Source organism: Vibrio campbellii CAIM 519 = NBRC 15631 = ATCC 25920, from assembly GCF_002163755.1.
GTDB classification, from domain to species: domain Bacteria; phylum Pseudomonadota; class Gammaproteobacteria; order Enterobacterales; family Vibrionaceae; genus Vibrio; species Vibrio campbellii.
In genome coordinates, this window is record NZ_CP015864.1 from 278,820 (window position 1) to 300,905 (window position 22,086).

The window sequence follows — 22,086 nt, forward strand, 5'->3', positions numbered from 1 at the left end:
TACGTGATTTGTCATTAAGCCTGAGTCATGCATGCTCACCATGAAAATGGTACTGCTGGCTGCCAAGGGCTGGAGCATGACCATTATCTCTGCAGCTCTTTGCATCCGTGAATCTACAGTTGTTCGTCACCTTATTGATTATGCTCTAACTGAAAACTTAAAACTGAAACCTGAGAATGGCGGTAGCCACCGTATGCTCGATTAGTAAACATTGCTTGCTTCACTCCGCTTTCCAATAGCAAACGATTGCGGTGGTTTTTTGTGCATTTATATAGTCGGGTCATTTAAATATTTGTGATAATGGTCATAAGATATATTGCCTGCATATGTGTCAATTGGAATAAATGCCATATATACTCGCCGCGTTAAAAATGTTACGAACTTGAATTTTTGGATGTAATTGAAAGGTCGCCTCCTTGGATGGCTAAATTTTCATAAAAATTCAAACTTTAGAACTTTTACCTATTTTGTATATCTTATATTTTACGACCAACAGGAGCTGTAATGAAATTTGGTCATAAGTCAGCCTTATTTTTAGGGCTATTATCCTCATCTGCATTAGCAAACGATTATATTTCTCCGCTAGAAAACGTAGGCGTGTTCGAAACTGAAGAACCGATGTTGTCAATTCGCAACTACTCGGACGAAACAGTTGTCATTGACATACATGGTGATAATTTTAAATTAACTTCTGGGGTTAACCTTTTGTTTAACTGTTCAGGTTATGAATTTCTTCAACTTGAAATTACGAACAATGACCACGAATTCTTTGAAGTACCTTGTTCATCGCGTGTAGAGTTCAATGAATCATTCAAAAATCAACGTACACAAGGTGAATAAGATGAAAAATTTATTAATAGTCACGACTATTTTCGCTTTGTATGGGTGTGGGGGAGGCGATTCAGCTTCATCTCCGTCTTACCAGAATCCTTATAACAGTGATGGCTCACGCAAAGATACCTACTCGTCATGTCAGATTATAGAATCAAGTTCTCCATATGCTGACGAACGCGAAAAAGATCTAAAACAATGCTGGAGTGAGTATGGTTATGGCTATCCAACCAAAGCAGCAGCTTTCACGTGGTGTGAGGGTAAAATTAAGACCTATATGGCTCAAGAATACGGCTTTTTCTCTCATGACGTTAAGTATCTCGTTAGCACAGAATACTGTAAGTTATAAATTTGGTAAGAAATTGCTAAAGAATTCCTTTCGCTTTGAGACTATGTGTCTAAACCAACGATACTCTCTGTGACTTTAAGGTCATTTCGTTGGTCGGGAGCTTTAGTGTAAAATAATAAGTTTATTGCTTTACGCTCTTTAGCCACCGCAGCCGGTGGCTTTTGTATGCCTGTGACACAGCGCCAACGAAGGCATGCCCAACCCACGGAAAAAGCACTCCTCCTACCCGCATGCAGCGTTTTCGACCTCATTTTTTCGCAATTCTAAATCAGTGCAATTCTGCCACCGCTTATGAGAGTTAACGAGCCGTTAGCCCTTTTGAAATAACTGGGCTTGCCGAGAGTTAATAGTGCTCAGAATGGCTTATATGGTGTCTAATAAAATTGCGAAGAGTGCAAAAAATTGCAAGAAATATTGCAGTTCTTAAGTGGCAACGTTGCCGAGATTAAAGGCTAAATTCAGGCTTTTTGGCACCTCAGGGTCACTGTTTACGGCATCCGTAAACATCCTGCCTTGGATGTACTGGTCCGTGATCGACTCATCAATCGTTTGTTCGCGCAGCATATAACGCCATCCGTTTTGTCTGCCCATGCCTTTAGCCAAGATATATGTCATTGGAATACGTCTAATGTGACGAGTATGGAAAACATGTTTGCTAAGTCTAAGGTATTTAACCGAGACTTAATTAACTAACTGGAACGTTAGCAGGGTACTGGGGCATACTGACTTTGCCAAAGATGGTGCTCTGACTGAAGAACAACTGCCGTATTTAGTAGACTAACCCTCTCATCGGTTTAACTAAACAAAAGCCAGTGTTGATGGATTCAACGCCGGCTTTTTGTTGGTTGAGTCATTCTCAAAAAGTGGCTGCGAAAATGGCGGCGTTCATTGTAGAACAGCGTTATTTATGGGTGAAAATCGCCTTTTTTAACTTAATTTTATTAAGTTAAATGACATGTCTTACCTATAAGTTACGTAAGTAGGCCTAAAGAATACAAACAACTTGGCTTTGTAAAAAGGTGCACCAGACTTTTTAATTAGCCATAACTACCGGGATGTCACTATTACAAAAGGTGATTTGACTTCCTGATTTATCAGTAAACCCGTACCTTTCATTTACTCTGTATACCATTTCATCAACTGAGATGTCGTAAGCTCTGCTATCAGAGTATTTTTTGGGGCGTTTTATACGGTCAGCACCGTCCCAGGACTCGTAAAAATAAAGCGACTTAGACTTTACCCAACACTGAGCCCCCTTAGCTTTGTATGCTGTAAACCATACACTTTCGTTTCGGTCATTGTTGTAGTCTGCGAAATGTGAAACTTGGAAAGAGCTAAAAGGAGTTATTTTATCTCTTAACAAAAACCAGCTACGCCAGGAGTTTAAATCATACCCAACAGCAAGGATTTCTACACGCAGTTCTCGGTCGAACCATACATTTACATAATGATTATCTGCAGTTAATAGGCTAACACAAAGGCCAGATGGCTCTTCACGACAATCTTTATCAAAAGCTGAAGCTGAGAAGCTTAGTAACATTAAAAGCAGGAGCATCAATTGGGTTCTCATTATCCAAGTGATCATGTTAGGTATTCCTTTTAGTAACCGGAGTTTAGTGTATTTTTTATCAATAATAAGGCGTTGAAAACATAATTAGGAAATTAAAATTATATCCAAAGACTGCGAAAAACTATCTTAATGATAGTTTGTTTATATGTTCCAAACGTGTTCTTGGGAGTATATTACCAAAAATATAAGATGAATTTATATAAAGGGTTATAGATAATTTCCGGATAGTGAGACTTGAACCCTAATTTTAGATGCTTATCAATGCAATAATAACAATAATGTTGATTATTTAACTGGTAAACGATGCTAATAGATTTGTACATAAACCTTTTATCGGGCTAGTTGACATGCTGCTTTAACTTAACACTAGAATTGGATTCATAGTTATTGGCTTTGTATCTATCGGTTTCCTGAAAACTAGAAATAATTCAAAGCGAAAAAATCAATGCTCAGAAGCGTTTCTCCCAGCTGATATCTTGCAAAAACTCTCTAGACCCGTTCTCTAATTAAGCGGCGTTCATAGGTTGTTGAGTTTATGAAGTGCCCTATAACACTCCCATAGGGGATTGGGCGTAGAATAAAGTTGCATGTTTGTTTGCGCCATATTGATGGCTGAGTTATACCAATGTGGCAAAGTTCTAATAGACATCTTCTAATTTAACTCGAGGTTTAATTAACAGGGTACGTAATTATGGATAATTGTACATACCGAACTTATTAAAAAAGAAGATAGTAGAAATATACCTGATATATATTGTATAAAGATGCTTTTATTTACTTCACTAAAAAGACAATGTTGAGTGAAAAAACTGGTATTCTGGTCTATTAGTAATATTTTCAAAAGAGTGACCTTGAAGTCACTCTTTGTCACCTAAAACATACTAATCAGTGATTGCAGATTATAAAATTGCAGATGTAGACTTTAGATAAGGAACGGGCTAAAAGCATCAATGCTCGAGGCCATCACCATGGCTAACCAATACTTTTTTGCCGTTAATTTTACCTATATAGAAATCTTCGTGACCTTCTTTATCTGCATGCTTCAACTTACCACCAGCATATGTTGCAACACGACCATCTGCTGTTGAGCCTGAACAATCAACGAATGTTTTGTATTTCCCTTTTCCTTTAGGTGAAAGCTTACATTTCATATCATTTGCCATCGGATAGCCTTCCATTTCGAAAAGTTGGTCGACTTTTTCTGCAAGAAAGCCTTCTGCCCACTCAATAGGGTTGCTGCAACCAGACAATGTGATGCTTGAGCCGATAAGAATTGCAATTGAAGCGGTTTTAAATTTCATTCTATTTTCCTTTACTATTAATACCCAATCAAAACAGAGCTTTACTTTTTAGATAGTGAGCTAGGATCATCATGAGTAATCGACTGCATTGTATTTATAAAAAAATGTATATTGTTTTGTTTATGTCAATTATAGCTATAAATAAGATAAATAGACGAAATGGAGGGGGGGAGATGTAATTTTAGTTCGTATTGTATAGCGCATCTAAATGAATTTATTTTTTAATAAAATAGTGTGGATATTCAACTGGTTTGCTTTAAGAGTCTAAAGTGAGGATGAGAAAGGTTACAAGTGAGATAGGGAATATGATTTACTATGTCTGTTGTGTAATCTGGTGCAAGGTAATAATAGTCTCTTGGTTGTTTTGAAAAGTAATCATAGAAAAAAGCTTCTTCAGATTGAGGGGTGAAAAAAGTTTAGGTGGTTAGAAGATAACTAACATGAGTTAAGCGAGAATAGGTTAAATCCAATAAACACTAACCCTTATAGTAAACTCGTGGCAAGAGGTGCTAGTAAGACAACAATCTAAATTGAAATGAGCGTAAACCACACCTTACTCCTTTATAGCTATCACATTTGAGAACCGCTCAATTAAGTCAAAAAAAGACCAGTGTTGATGGCGTACCGCTGCTCTTTTTCTGGCTTTTATCGTAACTCTAACACCTAAACACATTCGTTGTAGCGAAAGGTAAAAAATCAGTCTGTATTACGACATTATTCGAGGGAAACTCTCTTGATATTCAACAAAACTTCACCTGTGTTATCGAAAGCAGTGTCAGCTAAGAAAAAATTCATCTCACCTTGAGTCGAGAGCAATACCTCTTTTTTTTCAATGGAAACAAGTCGTTTAACTCCATCGGGAGCTGTAAAAATGATTCCTACGCTACCAATCTGAGCTGAAGTAGTATTGTTAATTGCGTCATTTTTTAATATTGATACAGAATAGACAGTATTGGGTTGAACGACATGTGTAAAGTAGCTTCCATTGATCCCATTTATCGTGTTGTCCTCAGCAGTTATGCGAAGAACCTCACCTTCAATGTCAGGTTCACCAATGATCTTAAACTCGAAATCATTTATGGTCGTTTCCCGAGTACTCCAAAGAATAAAGCGAATATTGCCAGCTAAGAATATGTCACCGGAACCTGTCCAGCATTGATATTGACCTGGTCGGTAAGAAAGTGAAAAAGACGAGCTGAATAGCTGACCTTCGATGAAAGGACGAAAATAGAAAGGGTTATAATCTTCAATACTGTTGAATTTGAAGCAAAGTTCTTGTACTGATTTGAATTTAGTGCCGAAGTTGACGCTTCCATACTGGCTTGCTGAAAACTCCAGCCCAGGATAAGGTATTTCTATCGGGAATCCGTTATCCATTTTTGCAGTGGCAGCAAGTTCTATTGCAGCATTGGCGTACGATACTAATAACAGAGAAGCGCACAGAATGTGTTTTTTCATAATTTAAATCAACCTAACTTGTATCTTTAATTTGTTTGGTCAATATATGCGCTTTTTTCTAATGTGCAACTGATTTTACATTTGGGCTGAGTGTTGGCTGTTGGTAGTCATTGTATCTGCTACGGCAGGATTGCTCAGAATGATTTGCTCCAAATAAAAGCGTAGAGCGGTAGCTGGTTAAAAGTTTCTGATATTAGACGCCAATACTAATATTTCATTGTTAAATGGCTTCACAAGAAGAATTAAACACTGTGCTGATATCTGTTAGACATAACGCTGGAGACTAAACTTTTGAATTTAACAAGAGCCGTAATTTTACGGCTCCTTTGTAATCAAGAAAGAAGATTTAGGTAAAAGAGGGAGGGATAGAAGTTTATTGAGCTAAATCTGCCATGAACTTTGGTTGATGATCAACACTTCGCCTTAGCTCACCTTTAATCCACTGATTGAAATGACTAAAATCAGAGTGCGTTGGCCAGAATAGAGAAGCAGTCACTCGCTTGCCAAACAAATCTGGGTGGTCGTTAATCCGTCTTAGCTTGTTCTGCTTTTCATTTTCCTCGATGAGAAATTCCGGCAAAAAAGCAATGCCCTTTTGGGCTTTACACAGGTCTAGGATGGTTCCCAAGTCATCCAGACGCCATAAATTATAGGCTGCTATGTTAGATAAATTGAGTAACTCTTCGCTGCCATCCATTAAGAGGATCCGTTGTGACGTATTGTTTTCAATATTCGTCAAGGCCTCGTGTGCTACCCACCAGCAGTTGACGTAAAATAACTCATCAATATTAAAGTCGTTCCCTGTTTTGTGGTAGGGGTTACCCAAGGCTAGATCGATCTTCCCTTCATTTATGTAGTTACCCAAAACAAAACTTGGTTTGGTGACAACCAGCAAATCTACATTAGGAAACGCTTCTGAAAACTCAAGAAGTGTTTGCTTTACTTCTTTATTGAACACCAGTGGATCAATACCTACACGGAAAATAATTTGTTCTGATATGTGCATTTGCTGCGCTGTTGTCATCAACTCTCGATACTTTGATACAACAGGAGTAGACAAATGAAATAGGCGCTTCCCTTTTTCAGTCAGCCAAACTTTAGAATATTGCCGATTAAATAAACTGAACCCTAAGTCTGACTCAAGATTTTGAATTGCAGTGCTAACGGTAGATTGTGATTTACCAAGTTTACGAGCCGCGGAGCTAAATGAACCTTCCTCAACAACAGCTACAAACGAAACAATACTTTCGAATTGCAGTTTCATGATTCGACCAACCTTTTTAAGCAAGTATTTATAGTTTTAGGTTTGTTTGTGTATGTATATCGTGATGGTTGCCATATTACAACTGGTTTTATGATTCATAAGTGTTTAATTTTACGGTTAAAGGTCTAAATTATATTCCCACTCAGCATAATGAATCATAACTATAGCAAATAATTTTAATGTCACTTATTTATTAATAATTTTACTTGTAGGCGTGTTAGTGATCTTGGTTCCATTTTTTGCTGAATATTAAATAAAAATTGAACTTGTCATTTTTCTGTTTTTGTTTATTCAAGTTATTGTAATTTATGTCTTTATTTGGTTTTTCGTTGACTTGTCATCCATGTTGTTGGTCGTTATTTGTTCAGCATATTGATTTTATCAATAGGTGGTATTTTCTACTTTCTAAGCTTGTTAATTAAACTAGTTGCTCTTTTATAAAATAGTCTTACAGGAATGAAAAATGATCACTAAACTATATGCAAAAACTGATGCTTTTCTATCAAAATTTAACAATGATGAGAGCGGCGTAACAGCTATTGAATACGGCCTAATTGCAGTAGCAATGGCTGTATTAGTAACTACTGCTGTAAGCCCTTCTGGATTTATCGGTTCATTAGAAGCTGCATTTGAGCAAGTAGCAACCGCTATTAGCAATGCTGGCCAGTAAAATAAAAACTTACTTACTAGTATAAATAATATCGCTAGATGTTTTTGCCAGACCTTTGCTTTCATTGGTCTGGCTCTGTCAATTTATGATGTCTTAAAAATATTATTATTAACTAATATATAGTCAGGTAAGAGTCTTTGTTTTGAGTTATGAATCGTATTTATTGGTATTGTTAATAATATGCATATATGTGTCCATCGTTGATTTTATTCATCGAAAAATACATAACCATACCTTATGGATGCTGCTTTTTTTTCAGTACTTTCTGTCACCATTAGACATCCAACTTACTACGTTTTTGGTCGTGTTAGTGGGTGGTTTAATCCTATATGCTTTTATCTGGGTTGGGGCTGGTGATATTAAATATGCTGCAGTTTTATCACTTACTATCCCGCTACAAGATTTACTTTGGAGCCTCGTTATGATGGCTTTTTTTGGTGGATTTTTAGCCATTGCTTATTTGGTGAACCGAAAACTGGTAACTAACACAGCTAACACGAGAGAAGGCATCCCATATGGGATAGCAATAAGTGTTGGATTTTACTTAGTCATTTTAACTCAAAATACGCCACACATTTAATCCTCCAAGAATAGGGACAATATGAGATCTCGACTGGTATTACTTGTTGCAATCGCTGCTTTGATAGTGGGCGCGTTAGGTGTTGTCGATTTATTCAAAAGCAATCCTCAACCGAAAGCTAATACTGAAGTGGTGGAGAAGCCAAACGAAGAATACGTTGCTGTTTGGGTGACCACAAAAGCTTATGAAAAAGGGCATGCTATCGATGCTCAAGGTGTGGCTAAACAGCAATTTCCTTTGAGCGAAGCCCTGGTACTTGGTGTAAGGGAAGATGCTCAGATAAATTTTTCACCCTCAGTTTTGCTCAATAGAAGTCTTGAAAAAGGTGCTGTTGTGTTACCGGAATATCAAGTTAGTCCCGGACAAGCTGGTTATATCGATCTTCTGGTAACGGAAGGAATGACATTATATCCGCTTGAAGTAAGCGACCAGAACTTAATCAATGACTACATTCGTCCTGGCTCTTATATCGATATTCTCACGGTCAGCTCACCCAACGATAACCTTGCTAAGAATATTGATAAACCTAAACGCTTTAAAGGTTTAAAAGCTTCAATGTTCTTAAAGCACGTCAAGGTCCTAAATATTGGTGGTGATGACGAAGATGACAGCTCTGTTACCGCGCGTTCCCCAATTAATGAAGATGGGCTGACAACCGTGGTCATTGAGGTGAAACCGGACGACTTAGCAAAACTGGCTTTGGCACAACGAACCATGCATATCGAAATATACCGAAGTCAAACCTACAACAAACCAGAGTACGCTGAAGTGCGCAATGTTATTGATAATTACACCGGCATCGAAGAACTACGTGGCAATGTCATTGAACGAAGGGAGGCTCTTTAATGGTAATACAATCTCGAATTAGCCAATCACTTTCAATATTCATCACGTCCGTCTTTCTTTGCTTGTTCTTTGTGACAAAAACACACGCAGCTGATCGTTCAATCACTCTACATGATGGACAGCATATTTCGCTTAAACAGCCGATTGGCAAAGTGTTCATCAGCAATCCTGATCTTGCTGACTATAAAGTCATTAACGACACCACCTTGGTCGTGTTTGCTAACGGTATCGGGCAAGCACGCTTGATTGTCTATGGCATCGATGAAGATGTCTTGCTTTCAGACCGAATTATTGTGGACTTGGATTTGACTGATGTTAGACGTCAGATCAAATTTAATTTTCCGGATGCGAAGGTCACGCTTCAGTCAATTGGGGAACAAGTCGCTGTCAGTGGTGTTGTCGATTCAGAAGAGACACGAGATGAAATCTATCGTTTAGTTGCAACTTTACTTGGGCGTGAAAAAATTAAGAAATGGGATAAAGCGGATAAGTTTGAGTTTAAATCTGATTACGCCCAGTACGAGGCTCCGGAAGGGATGATTTTTGCGCGTAACATGTCTTGGAGAGGAATTGTCGAGCGCATTGAGGTTGCAACGACTCAACAAGTAAACGTTAAAATCTCGGTGGCACAAGTGACAGAATCCTTTGGTAAAACTGTTGGTGTAGACTGGAGTTCTGTCGGCTCTAGTGTTGGTGAGTTCGTTTTCGATCAGTTTGATGCCGCGAATCTAAGTACGTTAATTACCGCTTTAGGCAATGATCAAGTTGCTGAAGTATTGGCAGAACCAAACCTGACGGTGCTATCTGGCGAATCGGCTAGTTTTTTAGTTGGTGGTGAAGTACCAGTGATTATCTCAACGAATAATAACGTAAACATTTCCTTCAAAGAGTTTGGTATAAAGCTGGATCTTACAGCAAAAGTTTTAAGCAAAGACAAAATTCGCATGCAACTCGCACCGGAAGTGAGTGAGGTCGAAAGCTACGTAGAAGCAGCAGGTATAAAAGTGCCGCAATTGGCTTCAAGACGAGCGTTAACAACGGTTGAGTTAGCTGATGGCGACAGCTTTGTTCTAGGTGGCTTGATGAGCAGTGCTGACCTAGAAAAAATGCAAAAAATTCCCTTTGTCGGCGATATCCCAATATTAGGTGCTGCGTTTCGCAAAGCTATGACTGAGAGAAAGCGCACGGAATTGATTATCGTGGCAACGGTAAACCTAGTTGAGCCTATTAAGCCGAGAGATGTGCAACTACCGTACATCAAAAAAACGTCAACATTGGCTCGTTGGTTGAACATCGAGACCAATAAAGATTCTATTGCGTCTTCTGATGCCACGATTCGTCTGTTGTCGGAAGGAGGGTTTATCCAATGAAGAACCTTGTATTCATTGCTTTGTTGACATCATCACTCCTAGGTTGTGCAAACGAGCGGTATTTCGGCGGCAATGGCGCAGAAGCGATTGTGTATAAAGAAAACCACAGTTTTGAGTTTGCAATCAAAAAGCGCACTGAAACTGCTAAGAAGATTGAGCAACTTATTCGCGATATTGAGTCGATGGATAAAGGCGCTACTTACGTAGTGGAGTACAAATCCACACGCGCTAAAGCGATGTTGGAGCCGATTTTTAAGCAGTATCCGTCACATATCATCGCACCACAAAGAGTTGAGTACCGCTCTAGGCCTTCTTTGTCGAGCGATCTCAATATTCATGTGACGTTAACGCGTTTGAGGACTCAACAATGCTTGCCAGCAAAGTTTCAGGCTCGAATTGGACAACCAGATTGTTTTGTCGAATCGATGCGTTTAAAGCAAGTATCCGATAAGTCTCGATTGATAGGTGAATAATCATGTTTGATCTGACGAAAGCCCTAACGACCAAGGCAAAGCCCGCACCATCCACAACGACAGGGGTCGCTGGTTGTACGCTATTTTATCAATCACAAGAGTGTTTGAACCTAGTTCAAGAAGTGTTCCGCTTTGAAGGCTGGAATGATCCTGAATGCGTAAAAGCGAACTCGGGCTCAACCAAGCTGACAGAGCAACAAAGCAGTCACATCGTCATCCTTGAACTGAATGAATCCCGCAGCGTTGTTGAAGATGCTAAAGCGTTTGCCAGCAAAGTGCCAACTCATAAAGGGGTGGTAGTAATTGGCAAGGAAGACGCGATCTCGACGCTTCGTTCTCTCAAAGAGATGGGCTTCTATTACGTTTTTTGGCCAGTCAATAAACAAGAGTTTGCTGACTTCTTGAATCATGTGAACAAAAACCTCAAGACATTTTCTGGCGTAAGTCAGAAGCGTAAAGCAAAACGTGTCGCGGTTGTTGGTTCGAAAGGTGGGGTTGGAGCATCCTTCATTACTACCGAGTTAAGTTCACTGCTCTCTACTCAAGGTAGCGATACGATTCTTGTCGACCATCAATATGCGGACACCAATATCGATGTTCTGCTGGGACTAAAAGACTTTAAATCCCGTGCTATAGACGAGTTCACTGCGCCATTGCATGAGATGGATGAGGAAGGGGCATTGAGCTACCTGTTCAATGCACGAAAAAATCTACGTGTGTTGGCGATTGATGGCGATATGAGCCAGAACGATATCCTCAACTACAACCAAACGCTTTGTGAGCTATTAGCTCGTAATACTAATTTCATCATTGAAGATTTTTCTGGTGGTGTTGATTTTAAAGTTGAACCTCAGCTGTTGGTGGAAAATTTTGATGTGGTTGTGTTGGTTCTTGATGCTTCCGTGTCTTCTACAAGAAGTGCCAAACGACTGTTTGAAAAAATAGCTAATTTACAGCTTACACTTTCATCTCGAACCCGAGTGATCACAATGGTGAACTATCACCGCCCGGAAAATGCGTTTGTACTGCAAAAAGACGATCTACCTAAATATTTGGGCGTACCTGTTGATCTCGAAATTGACTATTGCAAGTCACTATCACATATCATTATCGATGGTAAGCGAGCGCATAAACACGACCGCAACATCAGCCGTTCTATGGAACAGCTACTGAAGCTGATCAATGGCCAGCCTGTCACTCAAAAAAGTAAGGGATCTTGGTTGAAAAGGGTGCGTGTTAAATGAGTTCAAACAAGGATTTATACCTAGCGTTTCGTGGTCAGATATTTGAAGCGCTAGATGCCGAAGCGGTTCAGAAAATGAATCGCAAAGATCTAGAGTCACAAATACAAGCCGCAGTTGATCTGTTAGCCAACGGCTATCAACGTCCGATAACTTCAATGATGAAGTCTGGGTTAGTAAAAAGCCTCATGGACGAGCTTTTTGGTCTTGGGCCATTGCAACCACTAGTTGAAGATCAATCGATCTCAGACATCATGGTTAATGGCCCAGACAATATCTTCTTTGAACGACACGGTAAGGTGCAAAAATCAGAAGTCTCGTTTGTTAATGAAGAGCAGCTTCTAGCGATTGCAAAACGTATCGCTTCTCGCGTTGGTAGACGCGTTGATGAGTTATCTCCAACTGTTGATGCGAGACTTGAAGACGGCAGTCGTGTAAACATAGTTATCCCACCGATTGCTTTGGACGGAACCTCAATTTCTATCCGTAAGTTTAGAGAACAGAACATTGGCTTCGAGGATTTAATTGGTTTTGGCTCTATGTCTCCAGACATGGCAAGAGTTTTGATGATCGCTTCCCGCTGTCGAATAAATATTCTTATTTCAGGCGGCACCGGCTCCGGCAAAACCACACTACTCAATGCACTATCTCAGTATATTGCAGAAGATGAGCGTATTATAACGATTGAGGATGCAGCTGAGCTTCGTTTACAACAACCAAACCTGGTTCGACTTGAAACGCGAACCTCCAGCGTTGAACAAACTGGTGCGGTGAACCAGCGTGATTTGGTTATCAATGCGCTACGTATGCGCCCAGATCGAATCATTCTTGGTGAGTGTCGTGGTTCTGAAGCATTTGAAATGTTACAGGCGATGAATACTGGCCACGATGGTTCTATGTCGACGCTACACGCGAATACACCGCGCGATGCGATCGCTCGTGTTGAGTCCATGGTTATGATGGCGAATTTAAATCAGCCTCTTGATGCGATTCGAAGAACGATCGTCAGTGCTGTGCAAATGGTTGTGCAGGTTAACCGACTACGCGATGGTTCTCGTAAAATAACGAGTATCTCTGAGATCGTTGGTTTAGAAGGGGATAGTGTAGTGATGGAAGAGATTTACCGTTTCCGTCATGACGATACTCATTTTGGCGAAACCGTGAAAGGTGACTTTGTCACCAGTGGTATTATGCAGCGCTCTGAGCTTGTAAAAAAGGCCCACTTTTTCGGTCTTTATGATGAGCTGATGGCATCATTTAAGGGGATATAGCATGCTTTGGCTCTCTCTCCTCCTCTTTGCTGTAGTTCTGCTTTTAGTCCGAGATTCAAAGGTTAAAAAGGTCGACCAGTTTTTCAATATTGAAGAAGTGGAAGCGGAAAACTTTAACGCAATTAACGTTAAATCTCTGGTGCGTAAACAAAGCTGGCAAAAGTTTAAAGAGTCGGTCTCACCAACTCTGAAAGTACTGGGGCCGCGTTCGTCTCTTTATATCGCTCTGTACATTACGGGTAGCCTCATCGCTTCTTGGTATTTTGTCGTTAAGTTACTTTTGCTTTCTAACATATTTTTCATCTTTGGTTTATCACTGCTGCTGACGCTGTTCGGGTACCGCTACTTGATGACTAAAAGGCGCAGAGACTTTGAAAATACATTTCCTGATGCTCTAAACATTTTGATGAGTGCCGTTACAGCAGGTGACAGTCTAATGCAGGCCATTAGTTACGTTGGTGATGTGATGGATAACTCGATTGGCCAAGAGTTTAAATTAATGGGAGACCGCCTAAAACTGGGGGAGTCCCCGGAAGTTGTTCTAAAACGTTCCTGTAAAAACTACCCATATCCTGAATTTCTCTTCTTTACTGTCACATTACGGGCAAACATTACGCGTGGTGGCCAATTAAAGGGCGTGCTAGCAAGGTTAATTCGAGTACTTGTTGATGCTAGGACACTTGAGAAAAAGAAAATGGCAATGACGTCTGAAGCGAGAATTTCGGCAAAAATCGTCGCTGCTATTCCTCTGATATTCATGATCATGCTCAACTATGTAAACCCAGAAAATGTCAACTTCGTTTTATATGACCCAGCTGGTCGACAGGTTTTATTTTATGTTCTTGGTAGTGAGTTCTTTGGGCTATTTATTGTTTGGTTGCTCGTGAGAGGTGTGCGCGCATGATGCTATTGGTTGCTCTAATTGTGCTCGTTATTTCGATGTCTTTTCTGATAGTAGATTCATTTCGTAGAGATCAGAGACGCAAAAAAATTGCGCTATACGTGGAGGATCATACTCATCAATCACCTTCAATGGTCAATCGCTTTTTTGTTCGTTTTGGTAAAGAACATCGACATGAACTTGAACAAAAGATGATTGAGGCTGGCTATTACAACACTGAGTGGGCAAAGTTTTATTTTCCTGCCAAATTGCTGGTGCTAGCTTTGGTGTCAGGAGCCGTATTGTTTTCAGGCATGGAACAGCGGAATCAACTTATCTTTATTACTTTCACTCTAATTACTGTGATCGTTGGTCCTGATTCGCTGCTTCAAATTAGACGCAAATTACTGATAAGAAAGACCTCTGCTCAATTGCCTTACCTTTTAGATATGATGTCTGTTTGTGTTCAAACTGGCATGACCATAGAGGCAGCCCTAGTTTACCTGGGTAGAGAGCTGGCAGATTTTGATTCGGACTTATGCTATCAAATCAAACGCACTTCCGATTCCGCAAAAATACATGGTTTGGAGAAGTCATTAACTGATCTTAGTGAGCGTATCCCTACGCCAGCGATACGAAGTTTTGTACTTACCATTATTCAAAATTTGCAATACGGAACTTCCGTAGCTCAAGTATTGAGCGACCTTGCGGAGGACATGCGAAAGGTACAAATCCTTACGGTAGAGGAAAAGGTCGGTAAACTTTCTGCGAAGATGAGTGTGCCTTTGATCCTTTTCATCATGTTTCCAATCGTTATTCTGATTCTCGCTCCGGGAATCATGCAAATGCCATAAATATAGAGAGGACTATCGAGTGATTGGAAAACGTATTTGTATTGTATTGCTTACGTTGGGCATTTTGGCGGGCTGTCAGTCGACCTCTTCGCAACAGAGCCAGACACAAGACGACGTCACTAACATGGAAAAAGTGAAAAACTACGACGGCTTAATCAGCCATTACAAATCCATGCTAAAGCAAGGCTCTCAAGATACAAAAATAAAGGAAAAGTTGGCTTGGGCGTATTTCCATAAAGGGGATATTGAATCGGCTAATTTCTATGTTCAGCATCTACAAAAAGAAGGTGTTGAAACATCAAACTTGTACCAGCTAGCGGGACAAGTATTTGATGCTAAGGGCGACACGACTAGTGCAATCTCGGCCTATTTGTCTTCCATCAAGTCTGGCAATTCATCAGGGCAAGTGCATGTTTTGCTTGCAGTGTCCTATACCAAAGCAGGCCAATACGATGCTGCTTATCAAGAATTGAATAATGCCCGTTTACGTGGCTATGACGATGTCGTAATCAAAAACAACATCGCGATGATTCACATGGCTAATGGTGAATATGAACAGGCAATAGCAATGCTCACGCCAGTTTTAAAAGACAATCCGGCAAATAAAGTGATTAAGGCAAATCTAGCCATCGCCTTGATTAAAACGCAACAAGTGGAGGCAGCCAGAAAGCTACTTAAGGGCGATTTTTCTGACCAAGAGATTCTGAGAATTACTACAGAATTAACTCAAGTTAGGGGTTAATGATGAGAAGTTTGTGTAGGCAAAGAGGGGTTACAGCGATTGAATTTGTCGTAGGTGCACTCATTTTATTTTTTGCCACCTTCGCGATTTTTGAGTCGAGCTATCAAATTTATGTTGTGAATATGACGGAGTACTCCTTACGAGAAACGATCCGGAATACCAAAATTTATGAAGGTAGGGGAGTTAATGAACAATATGAAGATAAATTTAAGTCTTTGATTGAAGACGATGAAAGCCTTTGGCACTTTTTAATTGATAGTTCTCGATTCTCGATTTCGGGTCGTTACTACCAGAGTTATGACGATTTCATTAAAGATAAGGGACATGCAGGTCAAGGCTTGAGTTTTAATTATGACCTTGCAGAGATCACTGTGACTTACCGATATTCCCCGATACTAAAACTGTCGGGTGCTTCAAACAGAAATATATCTAGTACTATGGTTCTAAATTTAGAGCATGAGGGGTGGGACAATGACACTCCATAAGAGGGCTGCTTTTCCAAATAAATACCAAAAGGGCTCATTTACTATTGAGCTAGTTTTTGTCCTCGCCGCGTTATGGGGTGTGTATTTGTTTGGCGCAGATCTTAGTCACCAATTGTTTGTTCGCGCCAAACTTGATCGTTCCAGTTTCGCTTTAGTTAATGTCATTAAAGAACGAACCCGCTATTTCGAGGCAGACGTATTAGCAGGAAAGAACTTATCGGTGACCCACGATGATCTATTGGATCTTGCTGCAGTGGCTGGTCGAATGCTGAATATTCCACCAGAGGATGTAGCGATAAGAATAGAGTCTTTGACTAACAAGACGAACATGGCTGTATTTACGAGTGATAAATTCAAAAGCCTAAATTGCAAAACCGATTCTATTCGTTCCTACGCAGAGCTAGTGCCAGTTGAAAACACGGTGGTGTTCCCACTATATCGAGTCAGTTTGTGTGAAGAGCAGACCTCTTGGTTTAAACCTTTCTTTAACGGTGGTAATAGCACAACTGTTGCCATTACTTCTTCTTCAATAATGCCGGGGAGATAATGATATGAGAATTAAGCAGTATCAGTATCGAAGCCTAAGTCGGCAGAAAGGTGTCGCTGCAGTTTGGATGGGCTTATTACTTGTGCCCATTATGGGGTTCACATTTTGGGCGGTTGAAGGGACTCGATATGTTCAAGAGACAAGTCGCTTGAGAGATGCCGCAGAAGCCGCAGTTTTGGCAGTGACTATCGAGGACCAACCTGGCGCTGCACGTAAATTAGCAACCAAATACGTTGAAAGTTATGTACGAGACATCAAGTCAAGTAGTCTCTCTGCTCAGCGGTTTTATCAAGCTGAAGATAAAAATACTGGGGCTCTTGAATACATCCAATATACTGTGAACGCTAGAACGACGCATGACTCTTGGTTTGCTAGTAGCTTTATTCCTTCATTCGGTAAACAACAAGATTTAGCGGGAAGGTCGCTGGCCAGGAAATACCCAGTTTATCTTGCAGACAACAATATTGACATTGTATTTGTGTCCGATTTTTCAGGTTCGATGAAAGACAAGTGGGGATCCAATCGACATAAAAAAATCGATGATTTGAAAACGGCTATTAGACAGATATCAAACAATATTTTGTGTAAATCAACTCGACAAGAATACGTTGACGGAGAGTGGAAAGACGTTTGTGATGATCCGGGAGACGATACAACAAGTGACAAATTACTGAATCGTGTTGGATTTGTACCATTTAATGTAAGGACTAGAGAAGTAGCTAATTGGTATCGAGCAAATGCTACAAGTCAACTAAGTTATAAGTATAGCTACAATTCTTACCTCTCTCCGTACTCCTATAACGATGTAGACTGGGATTATTGGAATGGTTTTTCTAAGGATGAAGTTGAAAGATGTGCTCGTAATCAGGACCGGTGTCCTCAGCCAAAAAGTACTAATCATAAATACGCCAAGAGAATCAAAGATGTAATAGATCTAGATAGATACGAAGTTGCGGACGTATACAATTATACAGATATTCCAACCTCGGTATCTACGATGTTCACTGATAAATCTGGATTTAAAGCAAACTACTATGGTGTCAATGGAAGCCGGTTGTTTAACGCACATGGTGATAATAATTCGTCGCAATTTTACAATCTGCGCCTTTCCAACAGACTCTCTGACCTAACCGCTGTTGATTCTATGTGGGCAAATGGTGGTACTGCAGCTTTTCAAGGTATTTTGCGCGGAGCACAGATCCTAAATGAGGGTAATCCAAATAGCGCCGACCAGGAAGAGCAGCAAGCGTACAACAAGAAGATCAAAATGCTGCTGATTTTAAGTGATGGTCAGGAAAGTCCAGACAACGGCATCCTCAAAGGTCTTGTGGACTGGGGGATGTGTGACAAAGCAAGGCAAGAGATTCCGGGTTTATACATTGGGGTTATTGGTATCGACTTTCGCGCCTCCCAACAAAGTGGTTTTCAAGACTGCGTTGTTGACCCTCGTGAAGACATTATTGATGTCTCTAACCTAGACGAATTAATTGAAAAGATTGAAGAACTTATCCGCAAAGGCTCAAAAACAAGCGGAATAACTAAGTTGTACTAGAGGAAAATATGAAGAAGTTAGTCATTGGTGCAGTCGCTATATCAACGCTGCCATTTAGCGTTGCCATTAAGGCGGAGGAAGGACTTAGCGTCTATTGCGACAACACATTCAGCGAGTATCAACATAGTGTGAGTGTGGATGATGCCGTTGGGATTGCTCAACATCGACAGGGCTTTCTACAAATCGAACAACAGTCCGAAAGTAGCAAACTCAGACAGCGTCTAGCGGAGGTGTCGAAGCTAGGTTTGGATAAGTCTGGGTGTATGACTTGGATCAGTAACCAAAATAACCATCAACAAAGCGATGGCTTGGTTGCGCGTCTGCATTTTGGTTTTGATCAATCCAGCCTAACTCCTATGGGCAATAAAGCGTTAACCCAATTAGCGTCGTCTTTAAGCGAAGGTGATAGCCCAATTACAGTAGAAGGCCATACTGACAGCAAAGGTTCTGAAGGTTACAACCAAGAACTGGGGCTGCAAAGAGCCTTAACGACGTCCAAAGTTTTGAGTACTGATGGCGTGGAGAGAACTCGTATTGTCGTTCGTTCATTTGGTGAGACTCAGCCTATCGCATCTAATTCAACGGTTGAAGGAAGAGCGCAAAATAGGCGATCCGAAGTATGGGTTTCAAAAAATGACTCAGTGAAAACTGAAGATTAGGATTCAATCACAACGCTTCATCTTACTAACGAAGTTGGGTGAAGCGTCAAACGAGTGTTGTGTTAGTAGGAAAAATTGGTGTGGCAGTGGGTAAACCAAAAAAGTTAATAGCGATAATAGTAGGTGTAGCATGGAGTGGTATGGCTTCTTCTTCAGAGCTGATTAACTTCAATGAGCAAGATAAACTAAACAGTATTAATTCGACGTACGAGCAAGAGTATAAAGCACTCAATATTGACGAAACTATCTCGCATTACAATAAGTTAAGTGCTGAGATTGCGTCGACAAAGATCAATTTGGCTAATAACGTCGAGATGATCAAATCGGATTCAAATCGTTTAAAAGATAAGTTAGTCGATGGCGTTTACGATGACTCGCTTATTCTCACTTTGCGTAATATGTCTGCCAAAGTGAACACCATGAAAAAGGAAATTGAAACGGCAGGGAAGTTGCTCGTTGAGACCAAACACCAGCTTTCAGAAGATCAGCAAGTTGCCAGTCAGATAGAACGAGTGAAAAATGACGCACTTCTCGTCCTCTACGAGAAGATCAAAGCTCGTCATTTGGATGAATCGAAACGCATCCTTCACGACTCCTACGATGGTAATTTGCAGTGTAACGTCGCTGAGAGTTTGTCGACCTGTGTAAACAGAAACCTTCCTTCCATTAAGAACGCCTTCGTATTGAGTAAAGGCGGCTTGTCACGCATTCAACTCACGAGTTTTAGAGTAGTGGATGCAAACCAAAGATTAAATGGTGACTTGTCTTTTACTGCAGACGCGAGCTACAAATACGCCTACAGTGCAAATACAGAAGTCGAGCTTAGACAGGCGTTAAACTTAGATAGAGTGCGCTTTGTATTTCGTTCAAACTCAAAAAATACGGTCTTCTACATCAACGATCAAGAAGTCGGTAGTGGTGAAAGCGTCGATGTAACAGGCAATTACGTTGGGATTTATAGTGTGCGTGCGGTTAACAAAGACAAAACCCAGTCGCTTAAACTCAACCTTAAGAATGGCGGTGATTACTTCTTTCCATTTTCAAAAAAGGCGAATCCCGAGCAAACGGCCCCGGCCAATTTAATTGCCGAAGAATCAAAGAATACGTATAGCGGCCAGAGTGATGCTCAAACCAATACAAAGTTTTCTGAGAGCCTGTTGCCTTCTCGAGCAGTGGCGGAACTGAACACGACTAAAGCGCAAGATGTGAAACGTTATACCAACAAGGTGCTCTACAAAGACGAAGCATTCACCTATTTATTGCCTAAATTCAAAGGAAACCAAAAGTCTCACGACATTTTCTTGAATCGTGAAGAGGCGTCGCAATACTGTGAGCGTTTGTCCTCAAGTTTGCCGAGTAAAGCTGCTTATGAGTATTTGGAACAGTATGCCAATCTCGCTGACGGAGATTATTGGACTGAACAAGGAAAAGTCTATTCATCGGTAAAACACCAAGAACTAGATAAAGCATTTGATAAGAACAAGCTCGTTTGTATGGTGAGTATGAACTAAACGATATAGACCATAGACCATAGACCATCGTCACCAAGAGCCACAGTTTGTGGCTCTTTTTATACCTTTATACCCTACGGAACATAGCCCGAAGTAATTAGCTGTTTGTTTAGTGGCTCAGAAACGTGCTTAGCTCTTGAATATTCATCTGTCGTGAAATGCCAATTCTAATCCCGAGTTACTCGATATGATGCACGTACAAAGAGATACAGATTTCTTTTTAATTACCAGCACTTTTGTTCGGTCACTACGATCTAGATCTTGATACTCTCTCAAGGTTTCTGCTCTTGCATGCGATATTTTGATTTGTCTTTGCTAGATGCAATGTGATCGAAACAGTAACTCATTGCACCTGCGTTCGCACCAATCTTGCTAGCGTCTGAAATCGCGTATGCGTTAAAGCCAATCGTGCTAGCCAATAAAATTAAAAGGGCATTGCGTGCTTACATTTCTCTTTCCTAATTCAAACAAGTTGATAAGTAAGATAAAGGGGAATGACTTTCAAAAATTGCCATTAAACGACATTAGTTTTTAGGAAAGAGAAAATGAGTTTTTATCCAGAGGATGAGTAATCAAATTAGCATGATCTTGAGGAAAAATTGTAGGTGGTGAGGCAAGATAGCTAGCATGCTTGGGGGCAGCTTGTTTTACATTTGAAAGCAGAACAGAGGATAGTCGAATGACCTTCACTCAATTGACAACTCTAAAAATAAAACGTGCTGAAATTATTTGAGTTCATTGTATTTGTCTTTGTTTGTACTTTTGATGCGCACGAATTGCTCATGAGCTGGTATCTCTATAACTTGCATTAAAGGTGGTTTAATTGTTGATTGTTAAGGTTTTTATTTTTCTGTTTTTACGTATTAAATCTTCGTAAAATCTATCTTTTCTCAAGTTTTAGTAATGATTGTAGTCGAAATGATTCGGCTGTATCTGTTGTTTTTTCTAGATAATTAGTTTGAGTTCGAACTAAATTTAAGGCATTTTATATTTAACTAACCGTTCAATTAAAAATAACAAGGATGCAAAATGCCCAAGGTTGGGATGCCTGAAATCAGAAAACCGCAGCTAGTCAAAGCGACGATGTCGGTCATTGACAGAGTTGGTTTGCACGCCGCGAGCATCTCGTTGATCAGCAAAGAAGCAGGGGTATCAACGGGGATCATTAATCACTATTTCGGTGGTAAGCACGGTCTGTTAGAAGAGACCATGCGTGAGATCTTGCGCCAGCTTTCTGCAACCATCAAAGAGAACCTAAGCCAGCTACCGGCTGATGCGCATCATCAACGTATTAATGCCATCATCGACGGCAACTTTGTGGGTTTCCAAGCCGAGAACCAAGTGGCAAAAACTTGGTTGGCATTCTGGTCGTACTCCATGCATGACGCGCAGCTCAAACGTCTGCAACGAGTGAATGAACGACGTCTCCTTTCTCACCTAAAAAAAGAATTAAAAGCTTTGCTGGATAACGACCAAGCAGAGCTTGTAGCGCATGGTATTGCGTCACTGATCGATGGCATTTGGCTGCGCGGAACGCTCAACCCGCAAGGCATCGATGCCGAGAAAGCACGCGTCATCATCAACGACTATCTCGATAAACAGCTCACGTTCTACTCAAAACTAAAATAAAGA

General features: G+C 40.4%; 24 protein-coding genes and 1 pseudogene. 20 read left to right on the forward strand and 5 right to left on the reverse strand.

Features of this window, described 5'->3' with window-relative positions:
* Positions 1-40: 40 nt before the first annotated feature.
* The 3 genes and pseudogenes from A8140_RS25200 to A8140_RS17110 form a co-directional block, all read left to right on the forward strand.
* Positions 41-199, forward strand: a pseudogene (locus tag A8140_RS25200) (IS630 family transposase); the annotation flags it as partial.
* 305 nt (positions 200-504) lie between these two features.
* The gene (locus tag A8140_RS17105) at positions 505-840 is read left to right on the forward strand and encodes a hypothetical protein (RefSeq protein ID WP_005534861.1); all 336 of its coding nucleotides are present in this window, start codon (positions 505-507) and stop codon (positions 838-840) included.
* Position 841: 1 nt separating this feature from the next.
* Entirely contained in the window at positions 842-1,180 is a 339-nt protein-coding gene (locus A8140_RS17110; RefSeq protein WP_005534859.1) for a hypothetical protein, read from the forward strand.
* Positions 1,181-1,603: 423 nt separating this feature from the next.
* Here the strand turns inward: A8140_RS17110 and A8140_RS25670 are convergent, their stop codons facing one another.
* Positions 1,604-1,795 carry a hypothetical protein gene (locus A8140_RS25670; RefSeq protein ID WP_005534857.1) on the reverse strand — a complete coding sequence of 64 codons (192 nt, stop codon included), beginning with the start codon at positions 1,793-1,795 and terminating at the stop codon, positions 1,604-1,606.
* A gap of 15 nt (positions 1,796-1,810) precedes the next feature.
* Between A8140_RS25670 and A8140_RS25910 the strand changes: the two genes are divergently transcribed.
* Positions 1,811-1,873 carry a hypothetical protein gene (locus A8140_RS25910; RefSeq protein ID WP_335726556.1) on the forward strand — a complete coding sequence of 21 codons (63 nt, stop codon included), beginning with the start codon at positions 1,811-1,813 and terminating at the stop codon, positions 1,871-1,873.
* A 340-nt stretch (positions 1,874-2,213) separates the two neighbouring features.
* Here A8140_RS25910 and A8140_RS17120 read toward each other — a convergent pair whose 3' ends face one another.
* From A8140_RS17120 to A8140_RS17135, 4 genes are all read right to left on the reverse strand, one after another.
* Positions 2,214-2,765, reverse strand: a complete 552-nt coding sequence (locus A8140_RS17120; RefSeq protein WP_005534855.1) for a hypothetical protein — start codon at positions 2,763-2,765, stop codon at positions 2,214-2,216.
* Between the two features lie 932 nt (positions 2,766-3,697).
* A complete protein-coding gene (locus A8140_RS17125; RefSeq protein ID WP_005530500.1) occupies positions 3,698-4,051 on the reverse strand; it encodes a hypothetical protein in 354 nt (117 codons plus the stop codon).
* A 714-nt stretch (positions 4,052-4,765) separates the two neighbouring features.
* Complete coding sequence (locus A8140_RS17130; protein ID WP_005530503.1) at positions 4,766-5,509, reverse strand: hypothetical protein; 744 nt, start codon at positions 5,507-5,509, stop codon at positions 4,766-4,768.
* 373 nt (positions 5,510-5,882) lie between these two features.
* Positions 5,883-6,773, reverse strand: a complete 891-nt coding sequence (locus A8140_RS17135) for a LysR family transcriptional regulator (RefSeq protein WP_005530505.1) — start codon at positions 6,771-6,773, stop codon at positions 5,883-5,885.
* A 463-nt stretch (positions 6,774-7,236) separates the two neighbouring features.
* Between A8140_RS17135 and A8140_RS17140 the strand changes: the two genes are divergently transcribed.
* The 16 genes from A8140_RS17140 (at position 7,237) to betI (ending at position 22,083) form a co-directional block, all read left to right on the forward strand.
* Positions 7,237-7,443, forward strand: a complete 207-nt coding sequence (locus A8140_RS17140) for a Flp family type IVb pilin (RefSeq protein ID WP_005530508.1) — start codon at positions 7,237-7,239, stop codon at positions 7,441-7,443.
* A gap of 142 nt (positions 7,444-7,585) precedes the next feature.
* Positions 7,586-8,023 carry an A24 family peptidase gene (locus tag A8140_RS17145; RefSeq protein WP_029388759.1) on the forward strand — a complete coding sequence of 146 codons (438 nt, stop codon included), beginning with the start codon at positions 7,586-7,588 and terminating at the stop codon, positions 8,021-8,023.
* A 21-nt stretch (positions 8,024-8,044) separates the two neighbouring features.
* Positions 8,045-8,869 carry a Flp pilus assembly protein CpaB gene (cpaB, locus tag A8140_RS17150; RefSeq protein WP_010647119.1) on the forward strand — a complete coding sequence of 275 codons (825 nt, stop codon included), beginning with the start codon at positions 8,045-8,047 and terminating at the stop codon, positions 8,867-8,869.
* Positions 8,869-10,239, forward strand: coding sequence for a type II and III secretion system protein family protein (locus tag A8140_RS17155; RefSeq protein ID WP_005530516.1), 1,371 nt, complete (start codon positions 8,869-8,871; stop codon positions 10,237-10,239). The genes cpaB and A8140_RS17155 overlap by 1 nt, the downstream gene beginning before the upstream one ends.
* Positions 10,236-10,712 (forward strand): hypothetical protein, encoded by a 477-nt coding sequence (locus tag A8140_RS17160; RefSeq protein WP_005530518.1) that lies wholly within the window; start codon positions 10,236-10,238, stop codon positions 10,710-10,712. The genes A8140_RS17155 and A8140_RS17160 overlap by 4 nt, the downstream gene beginning before the upstream one ends.
* A 2-nt stretch (positions 10,713-10,714) precedes the next feature.
* Positions 10,715-11,956, forward strand: a complete 1,242-nt coding sequence (locus A8140_RS17165) for a CpaE/TadZ family protein (protein WP_038863045.1) — start codon at positions 10,715-10,717, stop codon at positions 11,954-11,956.
* The gene (locus tag A8140_RS17170) at positions 11,953-13,224 is read left to right on the forward strand and encodes a CpaF family protein (protein WP_005530520.1); all 1,272 of its coding nucleotides are present in this window, start codon (positions 11,953-11,955) and stop codon (positions 13,222-13,224) included. Before A8140_RS17165 ends, A8140_RS17170 begins: the two co-directional genes overlap by 4 nt.
* A gap of 1 nt (position 13,225) precedes the next feature.
* Positions 13,226-14,128 (forward strand): type II secretion system F family protein, encoded by a 903-nt coding sequence (locus A8140_RS17175; RefSeq protein WP_005530523.1) that lies wholly within the window; start codon positions 13,226-13,228, stop codon positions 14,126-14,128.
* The gene (locus A8140_RS17180; protein ID WP_005530524.1) at positions 14,125-14,958 is read left to right on the forward strand and encodes a type II secretion system F family protein; all 834 of its coding nucleotides are present in this window, start codon (positions 14,125-14,127) and stop codon (positions 14,956-14,958) included. Before A8140_RS17175 ends, A8140_RS17180 begins: the two co-directional genes overlap by 4 nt.
* Positions 14,959-14,977: 19 nt before the next feature.
* On the forward strand, positions 14,978-15,700 hold the full coding sequence (locus A8140_RS17185) for a tetratricopeptide repeat protein (RefSeq protein ID WP_005530526.1): 723 nt from the start codon (positions 14,978-14,980) through the stop codon (positions 15,698-15,700).
* A complete protein-coding gene (locus A8140_RS17190) occupies positions 15,700-16,185 on the forward strand; it encodes a TadE/TadG family type IV pilus assembly protein (RefSeq protein ID WP_005530529.1) in 486 nt (161 codons plus the stop codon). The genes A8140_RS17185 and A8140_RS17190 overlap by 1 nt, the downstream gene beginning before the upstream one ends.
* Positions 16,172-16,732, forward strand: a complete 561-nt coding sequence (tadF, locus tag A8140_RS17195; protein WP_005530530.1) for a tight adherence pilus pseudopilin TadF — start codon at positions 16,172-16,174, stop codon at positions 16,730-16,732. Before A8140_RS17190 ends, tadF begins: the two co-directional genes overlap by 14 nt.
* 4 nt (positions 16,733-16,736) lie before the next feature.
* Complete coding sequence (locus A8140_RS17200) at positions 16,737-18,284, forward strand: TadE/TadG family type IV pilus assembly protein (protein WP_005530532.1); 1,548 nt, start codon at positions 16,737-16,739, stop codon at positions 18,282-18,284.
* Between the two features lie 8 nt (positions 18,285-18,292).
* Positions 18,293-18,943, forward strand: coding sequence for an OmpA family protein (locus tag A8140_RS17205; protein WP_005530534.1), 651 nt, complete (start codon positions 18,293-18,295; stop codon positions 18,941-18,943).
* Positions 18,944-18,981: 38 nt separating this feature from the next.
* Positions 18,982-20,454 (forward strand): hypothetical protein, encoded by a 1,473-nt coding sequence (locus A8140_RS17210; protein ID WP_005530536.1) that lies wholly within the window; start codon positions 18,982-18,984, stop codon positions 20,452-20,454.
* A 1,029-nt stretch (positions 20,455-21,483) separates the two neighbouring features.
* Positions 21,484-22,083, forward strand: coding sequence for a transcriptional regulator BetI (betI, locus tag A8140_RS17220; RefSeq protein ID WP_005530538.1), 600 nt, complete (start codon positions 21,484-21,486; stop codon positions 22,081-22,083).
* Positions 22,084-22,086: the final 3 nt, after the last annotated feature.